Source organism: Pseudarthrobacter sp. TE9888 (genome assembly GCF_056279345.1).
Window position 1 is genome coordinate 2,383,096 of record NZ_JBWBRD010000002.1, and the last position, 18,280, is coordinate 2,401,375.

Here is an 18,280-nt window from a genome sequence, read left to right on the forward strand (position 1 = left end):
GTGTCGCCTTGGAAGGCGGTGCGGCCACAGCCGCGGGTGAAGCGTCCGCTGGTGCTACGCGGGGAGCTGGATGACCTGTCCCTCGAACACGAGGTTCGGATCCGGGATGGTGTCCAGGTTGGCGTCGGCCAGGTGCTGCCAGCCGCCCTGGATGCCCAGCTTCTGGGCAACGATGCTCAGGGTGTCGCCGGCCTGGAGGGTGTAGGTCTCGCCGCTGAGCGGGACCGAGGTTGCGTGCCGCGGCGCGGGGGCCTGCTTGACCGGAGCGCTTTGGACCGGCGCGCTCTGAACCTGGGTGCTCTGCACCGGTGCGCTCTGGACGGGGGCACTCTGGACCGGTGCTCCGCCGCCGCCGCTGAGTCCCAGTTGCGACGAGCAGGACGGCCAGGCACCCCAGCCCTGGGAAGCCTGGACCCTCTCGGCTACGGCGATCTGCTGTTCACGGCTGGCGTTTTCAGGGGAGCCGGTGCCGCCGTACGCGGACCAGGTGCTGGAGGTGAACTGCAGCCCACCGGAGAAGCCGTTGCCCGTGTTGGTGGACCAGTTGCCGCCGCTCTCGCACTGCGCGAGGGCGTCCCACGTGGACGTGGGGGCAGCTGCGTTGGCCGCCGTGGCGGAAAGGGCCAAACCTGCCGCGGAGACGGCGGCCAGGGTGACTCCGCGGCGCGCGGCAGTACGGAATTTGGTGTTTTTCATGATGGTGATGCTCCTGAAGGCCACCAGCGCTGGTTCCGTCCCCGGAGATCGTCGCGCCACTGCCCACCCCTGACGAATAGAGGTCACTGTCGGTGGCTGCCGCTGGGCAGTTCTGGTGAAGGCAGCACCGGGCAATCAAGTCGCCCGCCGAACGGGCATGTATTTCACGCTAAGACATCGTTTGGGTGTTATCAAATCGAGATTCCGCCGGCGCGATGGGGATGGGCCCTGGCATAGATAACGGCCTTGGCGCCGCTGCCTCCGAAAGCGCGGGCAGGCGCGAAACCCGTAGGGGCATTATTCTGTCCCGATGGACAACTTTTCCGGCGGCAGCGCCATGCCCGAAACCGAGACGGACTCCGCGGAACCCGCGGTGCCTGCCAAGCCCCTTCCAGTGGCTGAACTGCACCTGCACATCGAAGGCACGCTGCAGCCCGAACTCATCTTTGCCCTGGCTGAACGCAACGGCATTGAACTGCCCTATTCGGGCCTGGACGAGCTCCGCGAGAAGTATGAGTTCACCGACCTGCAGTCATTCCTGGACCTCTACTACGCCAACATGGCCGTGCTGCGCACCGAGCAGGACTTCGCGGACATGACCCGGGCATACCTTGAGCGGGCTGCGGCCGCGGGCGTCCGGCATGCGGAGATCATGATGGACCCGCAGGCACACCTCTCCCGCGGGATCCCCCTGGAGGCGTGCGTCACCGGGGTCGCCTCGGTGCTGGCAACCTCGGAGGAGGAGTTCGGCATCTCCACCATCCTGATTGCAGCATTCCTGCGCGACCTGCCGGAGGACTCGGCGCTGGAAGTCCTGGACCAGCTGCTGGTCATGGATGCCCCCATCGGTGCCATCGGGCTGGACTCGGCCGAGGTGGGAAACCCGCCCTCCAAGTTCGAGCGGCTGTACGCGAAAGCGCGTGAAGCAGGCCTGCGGCTGACGGCCCACGCCGGCGAGGAGGGCCCGGCGTCGTACATTTACGAGGCCCTGGACATCCTAGGTGTGGAGCGGATCGACCATGGCATCCGCTGCATGGATGATCCGGACCTGGTGGAACGCCTCGTGGACGCGCGCATTCCGCTGACGGTGTGCCCACTGTCCAACGTCAGGCTCCGTGCCGTTGACACCCTCGCTGACCATCCGTTGCCCGCGATGCTGGCTGCGGGACTGAATGTCTCAGTTAACTCGGACGATCCCGCCTACTTTGGGGGCTACGTGGATGACAACTTTGCCCAGCTCGCCGCGGTGTTCGAGCTGTCTGATTTTGACAAGGCACGGCTGGCGGCAAACTCCATCCATTCCTCCTTCGCGACGGAGGAGCGGAAGGCGGAGCTGGTAGCGGAATTGAACGGCAGGGAAGTAGCCGACTGACCGCTGACATGCCGGGCGCAACAGGTGGTCTTTCCGCCCGGTAAACTGGGTGCCGCAGGCGTGTCTGGGGAGTGCAGTGCAGCACCCATGTCAGCGCTTGAGGGTTATGCAAACAGCCCTTACCCGAGACCTCCGCCTCACTTGCGGCACCATCCGCTTCATAGTCGGTCACGACACGCAGAGTTAACCAATTAAAGTCGCGCGATTTAATGGGCAGTTGGCAAGATGCCTAAGACCGATCGCTTTTATATAAGGGGAATCATGGCCAAGTCCACCGCAGAAAACACTTACCTTCGACTCAAGACCGTCCTGGATGTCCTGACCGAAGGCGTGTGGTCCGGCGATGCACTGAATGCGGGCCAGGTCCTGGCGGAAGCAACCGCCCGGGTGCCGTTCAACGACCATGAGGCCGAGCTCCTCAGCGGCGGGATCCCGCGCGGCCACAAGACCCTCACCTCGGCCACCGCCAAGCTGGTCAAGGCCGGCTGGCTGATCAAGGGCCGTTCGGGCTGGACCATCACCGAGGACGGCATGCGTGCCACCGTCGCCTTCCCGGATGCGGATTCCTTCGCGGCCGCGCTCGACGCCGGCACTCCCGTCCCTGCCGACACCCCGGTTCCCACGGCTCCCGCAGGCTTCGTCCGGCCGGTCTCCGCCGCTGCGGCAACACTGGAGGTTCCGGCCAAGGCTGAGGCTCCGAAGAAGGCCACCCGCAAGGCCCCCGCCAAGAAGGCGGCCTCCGTTGTGGGCAAGGCAGCCAAGGCACTTGAGGACGCCGTTGAGCCCGTGGTGGCAGCCGTCCGCAAGAAGGCCCCCGCCAAGGACAAGGCCGGAACGGCCGCCGCCGAGCCGCTCGAGGGCCCCGATGTCGAAACGCTGCCGCAGCCCGAGGCCGTGGCACTGGCCGGTGACTTCAACACCATCCTGGGTGCACCGGAAAACTGGGCACCGCAGTACGACGAAGCACAGATGGAATTCGACTTCCTGGACCAGCTGTGGAAGAAGAGTGCCGAACTGCCGGCCGGCTACTACACGTTCAAGATCGCCCTGAACCGCTCCTGGACCGAGAACTACGGCGCTTTCGGCGCGTTCGACGGACCCAACCACGAGCTTCACCACGCCGGTGGCACCGTAACCATCCGTTACAACCACGCCACCCGCGACATCACCATCAACTAACCGGCCCGCAACCCTTCATCGGGTCGCAGGGACCGTCCCATGGGCAGCACGGCGGCGGCCACTGCGACCCGATGGGGGCAGCAAGGTTTAGGGGAGGAGCACCATGGGCAGGCATGCAGGCCCGGCGCACGATCCAGCGCAGGGCAGTTCTGCCCAGGACGCCGTCAGGCTGGACGCCCGGGTGTTCGGGATGGTCCAGGGTGTGGGCTTTCGCTACTGGACCATGGGCACAGCGGAGGAGCTCGGATTGTCCGGCGAGGTGGGCAACCTCGACGACGGTTCGGTCTCGGTGACTGCCGAAGGCGCCGAACCGCAGCTCCGGAAACTGCTGGACTGGCTCAAATCGGACCGGACTCCGGGCCGGGTGGAGCGGGTCGAGTCCGAATTTTCCGCTGCCCAGGGGACTTTCCGCGGGTTCCGGGCCCACTGACCAGCGCTTGCCGGGTGCGGCTACTCCCGCGGGCTGAGCCCGATGAAGGCACCGAGTTCCTCCAGCGCCGCTGGCTTGTGCGGCATGTAGCTGGTGAGCTCGGGGGAGCGGACAATCACGGCACGCCATTGTCCGCGCGACACGGCCACATTGATGCGGTTCCGGTTCAGCAGGAACTCCGCTCCGCGCGGAGCCTCAGCCACTGCCGAACACGCCATGGAAACCAGCACCACTGGAGCTTCCTGGCCCTGGAACTTGTCCACCGTGCCCACGCGGACCTCCGGCAGGCCGGCCTCTGCCAAATGTTTGCGGATCAGATGGACCTGGGCGTTGTAGGCAGCAACCACCAGCAGGTCCTGCTGCTCAAGCGGGCGTGACTCAGCGTCCAGGTCCGGCGTCCACTTCAGGCCGAGATGGCGGCGCGCCTGCCGGACCACTTCCTCTGCTTCTTCCCTCGAGGCAGTGGCATTGCCGCTGTGATCCACGAAGACCGTTTCCACTCCGGGCGGCAGCCCCTCGAGCTCGCGAAGCGATGCGGCAGGGGCAGAGTGCAGCTTTCCCTCGTAGCTGAGGTCGGATACCGCCCGGCACAGATCCGGATGCATCCGCCATGTGTCTGCCAGGAAATACCCCAGGCTTGAAGGCAGGGTGGCGTGGCCGGCGGCCAGCCAGCCCAGCGCTGACTCATCCACCGGTTCGGGATGCGTGCCCTGGGTTACCTGCGGAAGCTGTTGCGGGTCGCCCAGCAGGAGCAGCCGCCTGGCTGCCAGAGAGACCGCCAGGGTGTTGGCGAGGGAGAACTGGCCGGCCTCGTCGATGACCAGCAGATCCAGTGACCCGGCCGGGACTTCCTTGCCCGTCATGGTCCAGGCGGTGCCGCCGACCAGGTAGCCGCCAGGCGAGGCAAGCAGGCGGCCCACGTCGCCTTCCGAAGTGAGGCGCCAGGGAACGTGGTGTGGCGCGGCCAATTTCTTGGCCACAGCCCGGGGATCCACTCCGCCGGTGTCGATGGCCCGGCAGAGCAGGTTTTCCACCACGTTGTGCGACTGCGCCACCACGCCAATCTTCCATCCCCGGGCCACGAGCCTGGCGATAACGTGGGCGCCGACGAAGGTCTTGCCGGTCCCCGGCGGGCCCTGGACGGCCAGGTAGGAGTGGTCCAGGTCCTGCAAGGATTCGGTAATGGCCCCGGCGTAGTCGGCAGCGCCGTCCCCGCCGTGCAGGACTTCGGCGGGACCCGGCCTGGAACGGAAACGCGGTGGCAGCTTGCGCAGGATGTCCAGGCCCGGTTGGGCTGGAAGGAAGGGCGCAGAGGCCCCAACCGTCCGGGCTATCTCCGCGATGGCTGCTTCGATACTGGCGGTGGCCAAGGGCTGGTCCTCGGTCAGGGCCACGGGCAGGTGCGGGTAGGCGCCCACCTTTCCGGTCTCCCGCTCCGTAATGGTGACCAGGTGTTCCGGGCCGTCCGGCGCCTCCTCCAGCTCACTGATCCTGGTCCCGAAGGTGAAGGCCCTTCTTCCCGGCGCCGCCTGCGGATCAGCCATCCCATCAGGCCCGGGGCCGTCATACAGCCGGCACCAGCCGGAGCCGGGGCGGAAGTCGGAGCCCTCCGCCATGGTGCCCCGGAGCTTCAGGACGCGTGTGCGCATCCGTTCCCGGGGCTTGGCCAGCGCCCAGTCTGAGACCACTTCAGCGGAGGACACTACGAACACGTTCCGTTGGTCGGCCCAGGTGTCCAGTGGCGCTTCGACCCGGTCGAAGTGTTGCCACCAAAACTGCTTGCGCTCCCGCCGGTGGTATCCAGTGGCGGCTGCCACCATGGCGAGGGCCCTCTCATCATCGGTCCAGGGCCGGTCATCCGGAAGGCCGGCCAAGTACTCGCGCAACCGCGTCTCTTCCGGGGTTTCGTCGGAGTCCCGCGTACTGCCGTCGCTGTCCTCCCGCCCAGCGGGCGCCATTGCCATGGGCGACCCGTTGGAGTCAGCCGCTCCGCCAACGGTTTCGTTTTCCTGCGCCTGCGGTGCGATCTCCAGCAGCCAGTCCCGGAGCCGGAGGGTGGACAGGCAATCGTACTGGTTGTAGTCGGAGATGGACGCCAGGATTGTGGCGGCTTCGTCCTGCCGTCCGGCGTCGCGCGCTGCGCAGTAGGCTGCGTACGCCACCACGGAGGCGCCGGCATCCTTGACGTCCCCGGACCTCAGGTTGTCTCCCATGTACAGCGGTTCAAGCTTCTTGATGGAATACGAGGCCTCGGAGATGCGGATGGAGTGCCGGACGGTGGCATACAGGTCCACCAGCAGCCCCTGCCTCAGCCAGTCGTCCACCGTGTCCTCGCCGGCCTGGTGGGCCAGGGACAGATTCCGCAGCGCAGTCTTTTCGTACGCGGCGTAGTGGTAAACATGCATGTCCGGGTACACGGCACGGCGTTGCTCGACGTAATCCAGGAAATCGAGGAAGGCACGGCGTTCCCCGGACCGGGAGTGCGCCCAGAACGGCCGGAACACCGGATCACCGGCGGCACCCGGTACCGGTGCCTCGACGACGCCAAAGAGGTACTCGATGCCCCACGCGCCGGTGGCCGGATCCTGCCACAGCGGGTCGCCCTCGAAGTCGAAGAAGATGTCACCGGCGCTGGGGGAAGGAAGCGAGCCGATGGCATTGTCCGGCAGCACGCTGAACGACACTGTATGCGGCTGTCCATCCTTCGTGAACGTCCGGGAACCTGCAGTTCGATCCAGGCCAAGCTGCATCCGCGCCTGGGCGCGGAGCCTGGCCACCGAGTTCCTTGCCTCGCCGGCGGGCATCGCTGCCAGCTCGTCGATGGTGGTGATGCCTGCCCCGTGCAGCTTCCGCCGCTGGACCACGGACATGCCCGCCACCATCAGGAGATCCCGGTGGAGCTGCACCTGCTCCGCGCAGTAGTCGCAGCGCCCGCAGTGGACGACGCCGGGCTGTTGCCACTCCACTGCGCCGTCACCGGCGCGGTGGCTGGCCGTGAGGTGGCGGAAGCGCCGGCGTCGTTCCCGGAAAACGGGCAGCAGGTCCGGCAGCGAATGGCTGCTCCGCAGCCAGTCCTCTCCCACCCGCGTTCCCAGTACCAGCGTGACGACGGGGGAGGGATCAAACCCCATCCCCAGGAGCTGGTCACCGTAGGCGGCCAGCTGCAGTAGCGCCCCAACTTTGGCGTGACGGGCAAGTTTGGTGTCCCAGACCTCGTAGCGGCCCGGGTTGCCGGTGCCGGCAGCCTCATTGACCAGGAAGTCGGCGTAGCCCAGGAACTCGCCGTCGAAGAACGTCGCCTGGAAGACCACATCTGCCCCTGAACGGAGGGCGAGTTCGGTTTCGGCGTGCTTTGCCTGCAGCTCACCGCGCAGGTTCTGGCCACGTTCGAGGGAGTAGACCCCGGCGCCGCGGCTCGCGTCCCACTCACCGTACCTGGCAACCAGGCTGGCGAGCACGGTCTGCTCATGCTGGTCGCCCAACTCGCCGGCGCGCCTCTGCATTTCGTCGGCGGGGAACTCTGCCTTGGCGGTGCGGCCCAGTTTTTCGTCCAGGATGCGGAGGGTGCGGTACTCGCATTCGCTGGCGGCCACCAGGTCGCTGGCCGAGAAAACCAGGTCCTGGGGCGTGCTGTCTCCGGCGTGCACACCGGCAGCATCGAGCAAAAACACGGGGCCTCCCCAACTGTTCGTGGCCCGGAGGAGCGTTCCCCCGGCCTTGAATCAAACGTAGCAAGAGGGGCTGACAATAGGAGTTTCTTAGGTGCGCCCTCTCCCGCGAGGCGGGAAGCTGTGTCAGGCCGGGGGCCTTGCTACACGAGGCGCGCCACGCTCCGCCGGGACGGACGCCGGGCAGTGCCGTCGGAGAACAGTTCCGGCGTTGCCTCCTGGATTCGCTGGACATCCTCGAAGACGGCGCGCAAGTGCAGGCGCAGGCAGCTGTCAGCGCCGGAGAGGTTGTTGGCTTCAAGCGCGTCCACCACGGCAGTGTGCTGCTCGATCAGGGTGGACATCGGCCGGGTATCCAAAAGACTCATCCGGCGGGCCCGGTCCAGGTGCGCCTTCGCTGAATTGACGGCGGTCCACGCGGACTCGTGGCCTGCCAGCCGCAGCAGCTCCCGGTGGAAATCCTCATCCAGCCGGAAAAATTCCTCCACGTCGCCGTGTGCGTCCGCATCTGACTGCGCCTTGAGGATCTCCCGCAGTCCGGCGATGCCCGAGCCGTCCACCGCCAGATCCCGCAGGGAGGCACATTCAATGGCCTCGCGGACAAACTGCGCTTCGGAAACCCGCCCCAGGTCCACCAGCGACACGAACGAGCCGATCTGCGGGAAGACCTGCACCAGGCCCTCCTCGCGGAGCAGGATCAGGCTCTCGCGCACCGGCGTCCGGCTGACGCCCAACTCCTGGGCCAGTTCATTCTCGGACAGCGGTTCACCCGGGGGCAGCTGCAGGGAGATGATCCGGCGGCGAAGCGTTTCAAGGGTTTGGTCCCGCACCGAGAGCCGGGGGGCAGTCCCTCTTTTGTCCGTTGGCATGGCCTTATTCTAGCCTGTTGACACACTAGAATGGTAGTGCTTGTATGGTAGTGGAAATCGACGTGCTGCCCGTCACTGTTGCCCACCAATGGCGCCCCCGGACAGCCAGCAGCTGTAACCCATCCCCTTCGAAACGCATCACCTGCAAAGGAGCAACTGATGACCGAAAGCATTGCGCCGCCCACCACCGGGCAGGCCGAGGCCCGAAGCACCCGCGACCTCGCCAAGGTTGCCGTCTCCGGCTGGCTCGGCACCGCCATGGAATTCATGGACTTCCAGCTGTATTCGCTGGCCGCGGCCATCGTCTTCAACAAAATCTTCTTTCCGGACGTCAGCCCCGTTATCGGCCTGATCGCTGCGATGGCCACCTACGGCGTGGGCTACGTTGCCCGCCTGTTCGGTGCCGTCTACTTCGGCCGCATGGGTGACCGGATCGGCCGCAAGAAGGTCCTCTACATCACCATCGCCCTGATGGGAGCCTCCACTACCCTGATCGGTGTCCTCCCCACCTACGCCATGGTGGGGATCTGGGCACCCATCCTGCTGGTGGCCCTGCGCCTCATCCAGGGGTTCGGGGCCGGTGCTGAAATCGCCGGCGCCACCGTGATGCTGGCGGAATTTGCATCGGCCCGCCGCCGCGGCATCATCTCGTCCCTGGTCTGCCTGGGCACCAACTCCGGAACCCTGGGTGCCTCCGCGCTGTGGGCCATCCTGGTGGCTTCGCTCTCCCAGGACCAGCTTCTGAGCTGGGGCTGGCGGATCCCCTTCCTGGCCAGCTTCGTGATCATGCTGTTCGCCATCTGGATCCGGCGCTCCATCAGGGAAAGCCCCGTCTTCGAACAGCGCGCGGATGTTGTGGACGGTGTCGCCCTGACCAAGGCAAAGATCAAGACCGCCGCCCATGCCCCGGAGCCCGCCGGAACCAGCACCATCGAAGCTGCACTGCACCAGAAAAAGGGCAAGTCATTCCTCATTGCCCTTGGCCTTCGCTTCGGGCAGGCCGGCAACTCCGGGCTCGTCCAGACCTCCTGGTCGGCTACCTTGCCACGGTCCTGCTCACAGACAAGACGGTAGGCACCAACGCCATCATGTACGGCTCACTGCTGGGCTTCGTCACCATCCCGGTGATCGGCCTCCTCGGTGACCGCTTCGGCCGCCGCCCGCTGTACCTGGCCCTCAGCGCCCTGACTGCCGTCTTCGCCGTACCGATGATGCTGATGATCACCAGTGGCAACTCCGCCATCATCACCATCGCCATGGTCATCGGCCTGAACCTCGGTGTCCTGAGCCTGTTCGCCATGGAAAGTGTCACCATGGCCGAGTTCTTCGGAGGCCGCACCCGCTTCACCCAGCTCGCCCTCGCCAAGGAAATCGGCGGGATCCTGGCCACCGCGATCGGCCCACTGCTGGCAGCCACCCTCACCGCCGTTACCGGGCACTGGTGGCCGCTCGCCGCAATGCTCATTGGCTACTCGCTGATCACCCTGGTCTCAGCCGCCGTCGGCCCCGAGGTCCGTGGCCGCGACCTGGTCCGGCTCGAGGACGCCGTATGAAAGCCGTTGTAGTCCACGGCGCCAATGATCTCCGCATTGATGACAGGCCTGAGCCAGTTGCGGGGCCGGGGGAAGTAGTGCTCGACGTCGAATGGGGCGGCATCTGCGGAAGTGACCTTTCGTACTGGCGCCACGGAGCGTCGGGAACGGCGGCGCTGAAGTCGCCGCTCGTCCTGGGGCATGAAGTGGCTGGCCGGATCGCCAAACTGGGTGCCGGCGTCGAACACCTCGAGGTGGGCCAGCCCGTGACCGTTCACCCGGCCGAACTTGTGGGCGACGGAACCATGCCGGAACGCCTGCGGGGCCGGACCAATCTCTACCCGCAGATCCGGTACTTCGGCTCTGCGGCGTTCGATCCGCACACGGACGGTGGCTTCAGCGAACGGAAGCTTGCCAAGGCATTTCAAGTCCGTCCCCTCCCCGACGGTGTGGACACCCTGCGCGGGGCGCTCGCCGAACCACTCGCCGTCGCCATGCACGCGGTGGCCCGCGCTGGAAGCCTTGAAGGCCGGGACGTTCTGGTCAACGGTGCCGGACCTATCGGGTCGCTGGTCACCGCGGCCGCCAAATATGCAGGTGCCCGAACCGTGACCGCCACCGATATCAGCGACGCGTCCCTGCGGATCGCCCGTGCGATGGGTGCCGATGAGGTGCTCAACGTTTCCAACAGCCCGCTTCCGGCAGACGTGGAGCTGGTGTTCGAGGCCACTGGCATCCCGGCGGTGCTCGGAGGCGTCCTGCGGGCCACGGCCCGCGGGGGGACCATCGTGCAGGTGGGCAACCTGCCCGGAGCGCCCGCGGCTTCGGCGCTGGGGGACCTCGTCACCCGGGAAATCACCTGGATCGGGTCCTACCGGTTCGTCGATGAGATCACGGGCGCGCTCCGCGCAATGGCCAACGGCCTGGACGTCTCACCTGTCATCACCCACAAATTCGGCATCGACGACGCCGAGGAAGCGATGCGGACCGCCGTGGATCCCGCCTCCAACAGCAGCAAGGTCATGCTCCGCCTCAGCGGAAACTGACAGCTCATCCCAGACCTACATTGCACATCCACCATCTGAAGGACTCCCAGTGAAGATCACCGACGCACGGGTTGTGGTTTCGTCGCCCGGACGGAACTACGTGACGCTCGTTATTGAAACCGAGGACGGCATCACCGGAATCGGCGACGCCACCCTGAACGGCCGCGAGCTGGCCGTGGCGTCGTACCTCTCCGAGCACCTCTGCCCGCTGCTGATCGGCCGCGATGCCCGCCGCATCGAGGACGCCTGGCAGTACTTTTACAAGGGCGCCTACTGGCGCCGCGGCCCGGTGACCATGACCGCGATCGCGGCGATCGACGTCGCGCTCTGGGACATCAAGGGCAAGGCCGCCGGCATGCCCGTCTACGAACTCCTGGGCGGCGCCGCACGTGAAGGAGTCATGGTCTACGGCCACGCCAGCGGTACCACGCTGGAGGACCTGAGTGTCGATTTCCAGCACCACCTGGATCTGGGCTACAAGGCCATCCGGGCCCAAGCAGCGGTGCCGGGGCTGGACAAGACCTACGGCATCGCGCCCGTGGATGGGAAGCTCTATGAGCCGGCCAGCAGCAACGTGCCGCAGGAAGACACCTGGGAAACCTCCGCGTACCTGGACTTCGCGCCGAAGATGCTGGCCCACGTCCGTGAAGAGTTCGGTTATGGCGTGCACGTCCTGCACGACGTGCACCACCGACTGACGCCCATCGAGGCAGGACGGCTCGGGGCCTCGCTGGAGCAGTACCGGCCGTTCTGGATCGAGGACCCCACGCCGGCGGAAGACCAGTCCGCGTTCCGGCTGATCCGCCAGCACACCACCACGCCTATCGCCGTCGGCGAGGTTTTCAACTCGATCTGGGACTGCCAGCAGCTCATCATCGAACGCCTGATCGACTACATCCGCACGTCCGTTTCGCACGCCGGCGGCATCACGCACCTGCGCCGGATCTTCTCCCTCGCAGACCTCTATGGCGTCCGCTCCGGCTCGCACGGCGCCGGGGACCTCTCGCCGGCCTCCTTCGCCGCCGCGCTGCATGTGGACATGAGCATCCCCAACTTCGGGGTCCAGGAATACATGGGCCACCGCGATCCGGCCGGCGAGGTCTTCAAGACCTCCTACAGCTTCGCAGACGGCTACATGCACCCCGGGGACGCACCCGGCCTGGGCGTAGAGTTCGACGAGGAGGCCGCCGCGCGCTTCCCCTTCGACCCCAAATACCTGCCGGTGAACCGGCGCCTCGACGGATCGGTGCATGACTGGTGAATGACATCCACAATCCCTTCGACGTGGTGGTGATGGGGGAGATCCTCGTCGAAGTGGCCACGGACCAGCCCTTCGGCCACGGCGTTCCGGCGCAGCTTGGCATTTCCGGCGATGCGCTCAACGTGGCCGCCGCAGCCGCCGCCGCCGGCGCCGCGGTGGGCCTGCTGTCCGTCCTGACCGACGACGACCTGGGCCAGGCCATCGCCGCCCGGATCGCCAAGCTTGGCATTTCCACCGCCCTCCTGACGTTCCGCAAGGGACAGCAGGGCGTCTACCTGGTCCACAGCGATCCCGACGGCGAACGCGAGTTCTCCTACGCCCGCAGCGGCAGCGTCGGGTCCACACTTGGCCCGGACGACGTCGACCCGGCAGTTTTCGCCGCGGCGGGCGCCGTGGTGGCGGGCGGCATTGCCTGCGCCATTTCGACGACGTCCCACTCCGCCGTCGCGAAGGCCGCCTCGGTGGCCAAGCGCTTCGTGTATGACCCCAACTTCCGCCCGCGCCTCACCTCGGTGGAGGATGCGACGGCGGCCCTCACCGAACTGGCGCCGCACGCGTTCCTGGTCACGCCGTCTTACCCCGGTGAGACGAGGACGCTGCTGGGCGCCGCGACCGCTGAGGAAGCGGCCGCCAAGCTCCGCGCGCTGGGCACGGAGAATGTGGCCGTCACCTGCGGCGCAAGAGGCGTCCAGCTCGCGGCCGGCGCGGTCTCGGCCTGGGTTCCCGCCATCCCGGCGCCCGCCGTGGTGGACCAGACCGGTGCCGGCGACGCGTTCGTGGGTACCCTCACCGCCCGCCTTGTGCTGGGCGATGACTTCCCGACGGCGGCCCGCTACGGTGCTGCCGCATCCTCCCTCGTGGTGGGCGGCAAGGGCGGCACCGGCTTCATCCCCACGTTCGGGCAGACCCGTGCACATGCCGCCGGGGAAACGGTGAAGGGAACAGTGCCATCGAACGCCTGAGTAACTCCACCCTGGCGGCGAACGGCCATAAGGCTGCGCTGCAGCGGGACGGCCTGCAGCCAGGGATCGTCCACCTTGGACTGGGTGCGTTCGCCCGTGCCCACACGGCTGTCTTCACGGAAGACGCCATGCTTGCGGCAGGCGATCCGCAATGGGCTCGTCGTCGGCGTCACCCAGCGTTCGGATGCCGTGGCCCGGCAGCTGGCCCCGCAGGACGGACTCTTCGCCGTGGCCGAACGGGGCGGGGGCGCCGCTCCGGCACGCGTCGTGTCCAGCATCGTTGAGGCAATTTCAGGACGGGATAAACCGGAGTCAGTAGTGGAACGAATCGGCGCCGCGGCAACGAAGATCGTCACCCTCACCATTACTGAGAAGGGCTACCGGTTCAACCCGCAAACCCGCACCCTCGACCTGGACGACGCCGAGACCAGCGCAGACCTCGGCGGCAGGTCGCCGCGCACCGCCGTCGGCCAGATTGCGCGCGGCCTCCAGCGCCGCGCCCGCACCGGCGCCGGACCCGTCACGGTGGTGTCCTGCGACAACCTGCCCGGAAACGGTGAACTGACCGGCACCCTGGTCCGCAACTTCGCCGCGGCCCTTCCGGCCGGGGAAAGCGACGAACTCCTGGCATGGATCGACCGCAACGCCACGTTCCCGTCCACCATGGTGGACCGCATGGTGCCGGCCACCACCGACGCCGACCTGGCCGCCGTCGAACGTGAACTCGGCCTCCGCGACGAGGCCGCCGTGGTCGCCGAGCCGTTCAAGCAATGGGTCATCGAGGACAACTTCGCTGCCGCGAGGCCGCGCTGGGAAGACGCCGGTGCGCTGTTCAGCACCGACGTCGCCGCCTGGGAATTCGCGAAGCTGCGGCTGCTCAACGCCAGCCACTCAATGCTGGCCTACCTCGGCCTCGCCGCCGGCAAGGCGACCATCGCCGATGCCGTGGGCGTAGACGCATTCCGCATCGCCTGCCACCGCATGATGCTCGAGGAAGCCCTGCCCAGCATCATTCTGCCGGCCAAACTGGACGGCGAACGGTACTGCGCAGAGGTGCTCCGCCGGTTCGCCAACCCCGCACTGGGCCACACCACCGCGAAAGTGGGCAGCGACGGGTCGCAGAAAATCGGACTCCGCCTGCTTGCCACCGTCCGGGGAACGTTCGACGCCGGCCGCGCACCCAAGTGGGCCGCGCTCGCCGTCGCGGCGTGGATGCGCCACGTGGCCACCACACCGGAAACGGACCTGAACGATCCCCTGGCGAAGGAACTCGAGGCCGTCCTGCCCGAACGCCGCACCGCGGACACCGTGGTGCCTGCCCTCCTCGGGTTCCGGCCTGTCGTCGACCCCTACCTGGCCGGGCACGAAGAATTCCGGAACCTGCTCCTGCACTGGTACCGCAGCATCGACAACGGGCCCCTGAGCCTGGGAAATGAGATCAACCATGGCTGACGCATCCGGCGTCCTCAGCGTTTCACCGGTCATCCCGGTGGTCACCATCGACGACCCCCAGGATGCGGTGCCCCTTGCCCGTGCCCTGGTGGCCGGCGGCGTGGAGATCATCGAGCTCACGCTCCGGACCGACTCCGCGCTGACCTCGCTCAAGCTCATCGCCGAGGAAGTGCCGGAGATCCTGGTGGGCGCCGGCACCATCCTCACCCCTGCGCAGGCCGGTGCTGCCGTGGCAGCCGGAGCCAAATTCCTGGTCAGCCCGGGGGTCACCCCGGCCCTGCTCACCGCCATGCTGTCCCTCGACGTTCCGGTGCTTCCCGGTGTCGCTACCGTGGGGGAGGTGCTCGCCGTCCTGGAACAAGGGTTGGACGCCATGAAGTTCTTCCCGGCCGGCCCCGCCGGCGGTCCAAAGTACCTGGCCGCCATCGGAGCGCCGATTCCGGACGTGCGGTTCTGCCCCACGGGCGGCATCAGCCTGGCCACGGCGCCGGACTACCTGAAACTGCCCAACGTGGCCTGCGTAGGCGGCAGCTGGCTCACCCCGGCAGACGCCGTCGCCGCCAAGGACTGGGCCCGCATCACCGCCCTGGCCGGCGGGGCAGCGGCCCTGGCCAGGTAGCCTCAGCCCTCGCTGGCGGCAGCCCGCACCTGGGCCTTGTCGTGCTCGTCATGGGCTTTCCGGACCAGGTCCAGGAACTCGGTTTCGTTGCGGACCAGCCGCTTGTACTTCTCGGGAAGCTTCCGGATCTGGTCCTCCTCGCGGACCATCTTGGCGAAGATCTTGTCCCGCTCCGCCATGTCTGTTTCGTAGTTGAGGTCCACGTACTCGGTGGCGTGGCGCCTCGCCCCCGAGACCGCGTTCTTGGCCTTGCCCTTGGGGCTGAAGACCGAAGCGAGGATGGTCAGCACCAGCACCCCGAGGATCACGCTGAGTGAGAGGCCGGTGCTGACCTCCACGACGTTGACGTGCCCGCCGTCGTTAATGAAGGGCAGTGTGTTTTCGTGCAGGGCGTGCAGGATGAGCTTCACGCCGATGAAACCCAGGATGACGGCAAGGCCGTAGGAGAGGAAGATCAGCCGGTCCAGCAGGCCGTCAATCAGGAAGAACAGCTGCCGCAGGCCCATCAGCGAGAACGCCGTGGCAGTGAAGACAACGAAGACGTTCTGGGTCAGCCCAAAAATTGCCGGGATGGAGTCCAGGGCAAACAGGAGGTCCGTACCGCCGATGGCCGCCATGACCAGCAGCATGGGCGTCAGGACCCGCTTGCCGTTCTCCACCGTGAACAGCTTGTCGCCATCGTAATGTTCCGAGGCCGGCAGCAGTTTCTTGGCGAGCCGGACTACCAGCCCGTCGGAGTCGTCGTCGTGGTCGTCCGGTTTGAGCAGGTTTCCCGCCGTAACCAGCAGGATCAGCCCGAAGATGTAGAACACCCAGGCGAAGCTGTTGATCAGTGCCGCCCCCAGGAAAATAAAGGCCGTGCGGGCAATCAGGGAGAACACAATGCCGAACAGCAGCACCTTCTGCTGGTCCGCCCGTGGCACCTTGAAGCTGGCCATGATGATCAGGAACACGAAGAGGTTGTCCACGGAAAGCGCCTTCTCCGTGACGTAGCCGGCGAAGTACTCCGTGCCCATGTCGGGTCCGCCGAACAGCAGCACAACCAGCCCAAAGAGCACCGCGATGCTCACGTAGATGGCAGACCAGGCGGCCGATTCCTTGAGGGAGGGAGTGTGGGCTTTGCGGACGTGGAAGAAAAAGTCGAAGGCCAGCAGTCCGACGATCGCCGCAATGGTCAGGGTCCAGGCATAGGCAGGTACTTCCACGCGGCGGCCCTTTCGTTGGAGTGTCCCCCCCAGCCTACCTAAGCGGGTTTCAGCAGCTGGTGCTCCACGACGGCTGCCCGGGACAGCGTTTTGTACCCTTCCTGTTCGAAAAGCACCGTAATGACATCGTCCTCGTGCCGCATCACCAGGCCGGGGCCCCAGTCCTTGTGGACCACCGTGGACTGCAGCGGGAAAGGCTCGCCGTCAGCGGACGCCGCCGCGCCGCCGTCGGACTTTTTCATCTCCGCCTGGTTGGCGGCTTCGGCACACCCATCACAATTCCCGCAGGGCTCCGGCAGGTCCTCGCCAAAGTAGCCAAGCAGGAACTGCCGGCGGCAGCCGTCCGTCTCGGCGTAGGCGCGCATCATGGTCAGCCGGGACTGGTCCACCCGCTGCCGGGCTTCGGCCAGCTCGACGGCGTCGGCCACCAACGCGGGCAGCTTGGCTTTGGAGGTGAGCCGGACCCCGCGCTTGCCGGTGCTGACGGCATCGATTTCCTCCAGCTGGTTCACAAGGGTGGTGATGCGCCGGGCTTTGAACCCCGTCAACTCGGCAAGGGAGGACTTGGGGGTGGAGGCGTGGGCCGCCTTGAGGACCTTCAGGACCGCAAGGAGAGAGCCGGGATCGGGGGAGTGGGTGCCGAAGAACTTCCGCAGGCCAAGGTCCTCTGACCTGTAGTGCAGCACGGCGGAGGCCGGTTCGCCGTCCCTGCCTGCCCGTCCGATCTCCTGGTAGTAGGAGTCCAGCGATTCCGGGATGTCAGCGTGCACCACGAAGCGCACGTTGGGCTTGTCGATGCCCATACCGAACGCGGTGGTGGCCACCACCACGTCCAGCTCGTCGTCCAGGAACAGCTCGTGGATGCGTTCCCGGTCTCCGGCGGACCGGCCCGCATGGTACGCCTCGGCGCGCAGGCCCTCCGCAACCAGTTTGGCGGCGTATTTCTCGGTGTCCTTCCGGGTGGCGGCGTAGAGGAGCCCATGCCCTCTGCGTGCCAGGCCGGCAACCTGCACCAGCACGGCTTTCCGCTTGTCCTTGTCTTCGTGGTGCCGGACCACGTCGAGGCTGATATTGGGCCGGTCGAACCCATGCACCAGCACCAGGGGCTTCTTCATGCCAAGGCGCTCCACGATCTCATCCCGGACCGGAGGGGAAGCCGTAGCTGTCAGGGCGGCCACGGGCGGGTTCCCCAGTTGCCCGCGGACATGTCCCAGCGCCAGGTAGTCCGGCCGGAAGTCGTGTCCCCAGGAGGAGACGCAGTGTGCCTCGTCCACGACGAACAGCGTGATGTCCAGTGCCTTGATCCGGTCAACGGTCGCCTGCTTGGCCAGCTGTTCCGGGGCGAGGAACAGGAACACGGCCGAGCCGTCCTCGGCGGCACGCCAGGCTTGCTCGATTTCGGCATCGCTGTGCGAGGAGTTGATGGCTACGGCGGCGTCCGGTCCGAGGAGCCTGGACAGGCCGTCCAGCTGGTCCTCCTGCAGGGCAATCAGGGGTGAAACCACGACGGCGGGACGTCCCGTTGCCTGGTGCAGGGCCAGGGCCGCGACCTGGTAGATGGCTGATTTGCCGTAGCCGGTGGGCATGACGGCCAGGACATCGTGGCCTCCGGCGAGCGCGGCCATGCCGGCCAGCTGCCCGTCCCGAAGGTCCGGCAGGTTGAAGGATGAAGCAGCAAGGGCCCGAAGGGCAGGTTCGTCGGACATGGAACTGGGCTCCGCACAGAAGAAAACAGCAGCCGCTTGCTTCAGCCGTAGGACCACCCTACGCCAGCCCCGCCCCGCCGTCGTAAACCGTTGCCCTGGCCGGGGCATGGACGGCCCGGGCCCGCATAAGCGGCGCTGGCCGGCAACGCTTATGCGGGGAAGGGCCGTGGGTGCGTGGTTCCCGGGGGCTAGGTGTATTGACCACGGAGGTTAGGAACATGCGGCGTGGTTAGGTGACAAAAAGAAGACCTCCAAGTGGAGTGGGGCTTGTCTAAGAGTCCGA

13 protein-coding genes and 1 pseudogene are annotated in these 18,280 nt (G+C 66.7%); 9 read left to right on the forward strand and 5 right to left on the reverse strand.

The genetic code is table 11. From position 1 onward, the window contains the following. Nucleotides 1-54: 54 nt before the first annotated feature. Nucleotides 55-696 carry a transglycosylase family protein gene (locus ACZ9J7_RS11720; protein ID WP_476209552.1) on the reverse strand — a complete coding sequence of 214 codons (642 nt, stop codon included), beginning with the start codon at nt 694-696 and terminating at the stop codon, nt 55-57. Nucleotides 697-1,006: 310 nt separating this feature from the next. Here ACZ9J7_RS11720 and ACZ9J7_RS11725 point away from each other — a divergent pair, with 310 nt between their 5' ends. The 3 genes from ACZ9J7_RS11725 to ACZ9J7_RS11735 all read left to right on the forward strand — a co-directional run bounded on the left by ACZ9J7_RS11725 (nt 1,007) and on the right by ACZ9J7_RS11735 (nt 3,677). Then, entirely contained in the window at nt 1,007-2,068 is a 1,062-nt protein-coding gene (locus ACZ9J7_RS11725; protein WP_476209554.1) for an adenosine deaminase, read from the forward strand. Between the two features lie 261 nt (nt 2,069-2,329). Continuing rightward, entirely contained in the window at nt 2,330-3,247 is a 918-nt protein-coding gene (locus ACZ9J7_RS11730; RefSeq protein ID WP_476209556.1) for a pullulanase X25 domain-containing protein, read from the forward strand. 103 nt (nt 3,248-3,350) lie between these two features. Next, nucleotides 3,351-3,677, forward strand: coding sequence for an acylphosphatase (locus tag ACZ9J7_RS11735; protein WP_476209557.1), 327 nt, complete (start codon nt 3,351-3,353; stop codon nt 3,675-3,677). A gap of 20 nt (nt 3,678-3,697) precedes the next feature. Here the strand turns inward: ACZ9J7_RS11735 and ACZ9J7_RS11740 are convergent, their stop codons facing one another. Further along, entirely contained in the window at nt 3,698-7,348 is a 3,651-nt protein-coding gene (locus ACZ9J7_RS11740) for a TM0106 family RecB-like putative nuclease (RefSeq protein WP_476209559.1), read from the reverse strand. Nucleotides 7,349-7,488: 140 nt separating this feature from the next. Next, entirely contained in the window at nt 7,489-8,214 is a 726-nt protein-coding gene (locus tag ACZ9J7_RS11745; protein ID WP_476209561.1) for a GntR family transcriptional regulator, read from the reverse strand. Nucleotides 8,215-8,373: 159 nt separating this feature from the next. Here ACZ9J7_RS11745 and ACZ9J7_RS11750 point away from each other — a divergent pair. The 6 genes and pseudogenes from ACZ9J7_RS11750 to eda all read left to right on the forward strand — a co-directional run bounded on the left by ACZ9J7_RS11750 (nt 8,374) and on the right by eda (nt 15,086). Beyond that, nucleotides 8,374-9,767: pseudogene (locus ACZ9J7_RS11750) on the forward strand (MFS transporter). Then, nucleotides 9,764-10,792: an L-idonate 5-dehydrogenase gene (locus ACZ9J7_RS11755; RefSeq protein WP_476209562.1), complete on the forward strand. Its 1,029-nt coding sequence runs from the start codon at nt 9,764-9,766 to the stop codon at nt 10,790-10,792. Before ACZ9J7_RS11750 ends, ACZ9J7_RS11755 begins: the two are co-directional and overlap by 4 nt. A gap of 49 nt (nt 10,793-10,841) precedes the next feature. After that, on the forward strand, nt 10,842-12,053 hold the full coding sequence (gene manD / locus ACZ9J7_RS11760; RefSeq protein WP_476209564.1) for a D-mannonate dehydratase ManD: 1,212 nt from the start codon (nt 10,842-10,844) through the stop codon (nt 12,051-12,053). A gap of 32 nt (nt 12,054-12,085) precedes the next feature. Continuing rightward, entirely contained in the window at nt 12,086-13,015 is a 930-nt protein-coding gene (locus tag ACZ9J7_RS11765; protein WP_476211846.1) for a PfkB family carbohydrate kinase, read from the forward strand. 132 nt (nt 13,016-13,147) lie between these two features. Further along, nucleotides 13,148-14,467 (forward strand): mannitol dehydrogenase family protein, encoded by a 1,320-nt coding sequence (locus ACZ9J7_RS11770; RefSeq protein ID WP_476209566.1) that lies wholly within the window; start codon nt 13,148-13,150, stop codon nt 14,465-14,467. Then, a complete protein-coding gene (eda, locus tag ACZ9J7_RS11775) occupies nt 14,460-15,086 on the forward strand; it encodes a bifunctional 4-hydroxy-2-oxoglutarate aldolase/2-dehydro-3-deoxy-phosphogluconate aldolase (RefSeq protein ID WP_476209568.1) in 627 nt (208 codons plus the stop codon). Before ACZ9J7_RS11770 ends, eda begins: the two co-directional genes overlap by 8 nt. A gap of 2 nt (nt 15,087-15,088) precedes the next feature. Here eda and ACZ9J7_RS11780 read toward each other — a convergent pair whose 3' ends face one another. Both ACZ9J7_RS11780 and ACZ9J7_RS11785 read right to left on the reverse strand, forming a co-directional pair. Beyond that, entirely contained in the window at nt 15,089-16,291 is a 1,203-nt protein-coding gene (locus tag ACZ9J7_RS11780) for a TerC family protein (protein WP_476209570.1), read from the reverse strand. A gap of 38 nt (nt 16,292-16,329) precedes the next feature. Further along, nucleotides 16,330-17,997, reverse strand: coding sequence for a RecQ family ATP-dependent DNA helicase (locus ACZ9J7_RS11785; protein ID WP_476209572.1), 1,668 nt, complete (start codon nt 17,995-17,997; stop codon nt 16,330-16,332). Between the last annotated feature and the right edge of the window lie 283 nt (nt 17,998-18,280).

Coding starts and splice junctions, on each gene's coding strand:
- ACZ9J7_RS11720 (WP_476209552.1), bottom strand. CDS start 696: ATGAAAAACACCAAATTCCGTACTGCCGCGCGCCGCGGAGTCACCCTG.
- ACZ9J7_RS11725 (WP_476209554.1), top strand. CDS start 1,007: ATGGACAACTTTTCCGGCGGCAGCGCCATGCCCGAAACCGAGACGGAC.
- ACZ9J7_RS11730 (WP_476209556.1), top strand. CDS start 2,330: ATGGCCAAGTCCACCGCAGAAAACACTTACCTTCGACTCAAGACCGTC.
- ACZ9J7_RS11735 (WP_476209557.1), top strand. CDS start 3,351: ATGGGCAGGCATGCAGGCCCGGCGCACGATCCAGCGCAGGGCAGTTCT.
- ACZ9J7_RS11745 (WP_476209561.1), bottom strand. CDS start 8,214: ATGCCAACGGACAAAAGAGGGACTGCCCCCCGGCTCTCGGTGCGGGAC.
- ACZ9J7_RS11755 (WP_476209562.1), top strand. CDS start 9,764: ATGAAAGCCGTTGTAGTCCACGGCGCCAATGATCTCCGCATTGATGAC.
- ACZ9J7_RS11765 (WP_476211846.1), top strand. CDS start 12,086: ATGGGGGAGATCCTCGTCGAAGTGGCCACGGACCAGCCCTTCGGCCAC.
- eda (WP_476209568.1), top strand. CDS start 14,460: ATGGCTGACGCATCCGGCGTCCTCAGCGTTTCACCGGTCATCCCGGTG.
- ACZ9J7_RS11785 (WP_476209572.1), bottom strand. CDS start 17,997: ATGTCCGACGAACCTGCCCTTCGGGCCCTTGCTGCTTCATCCTTCAAC.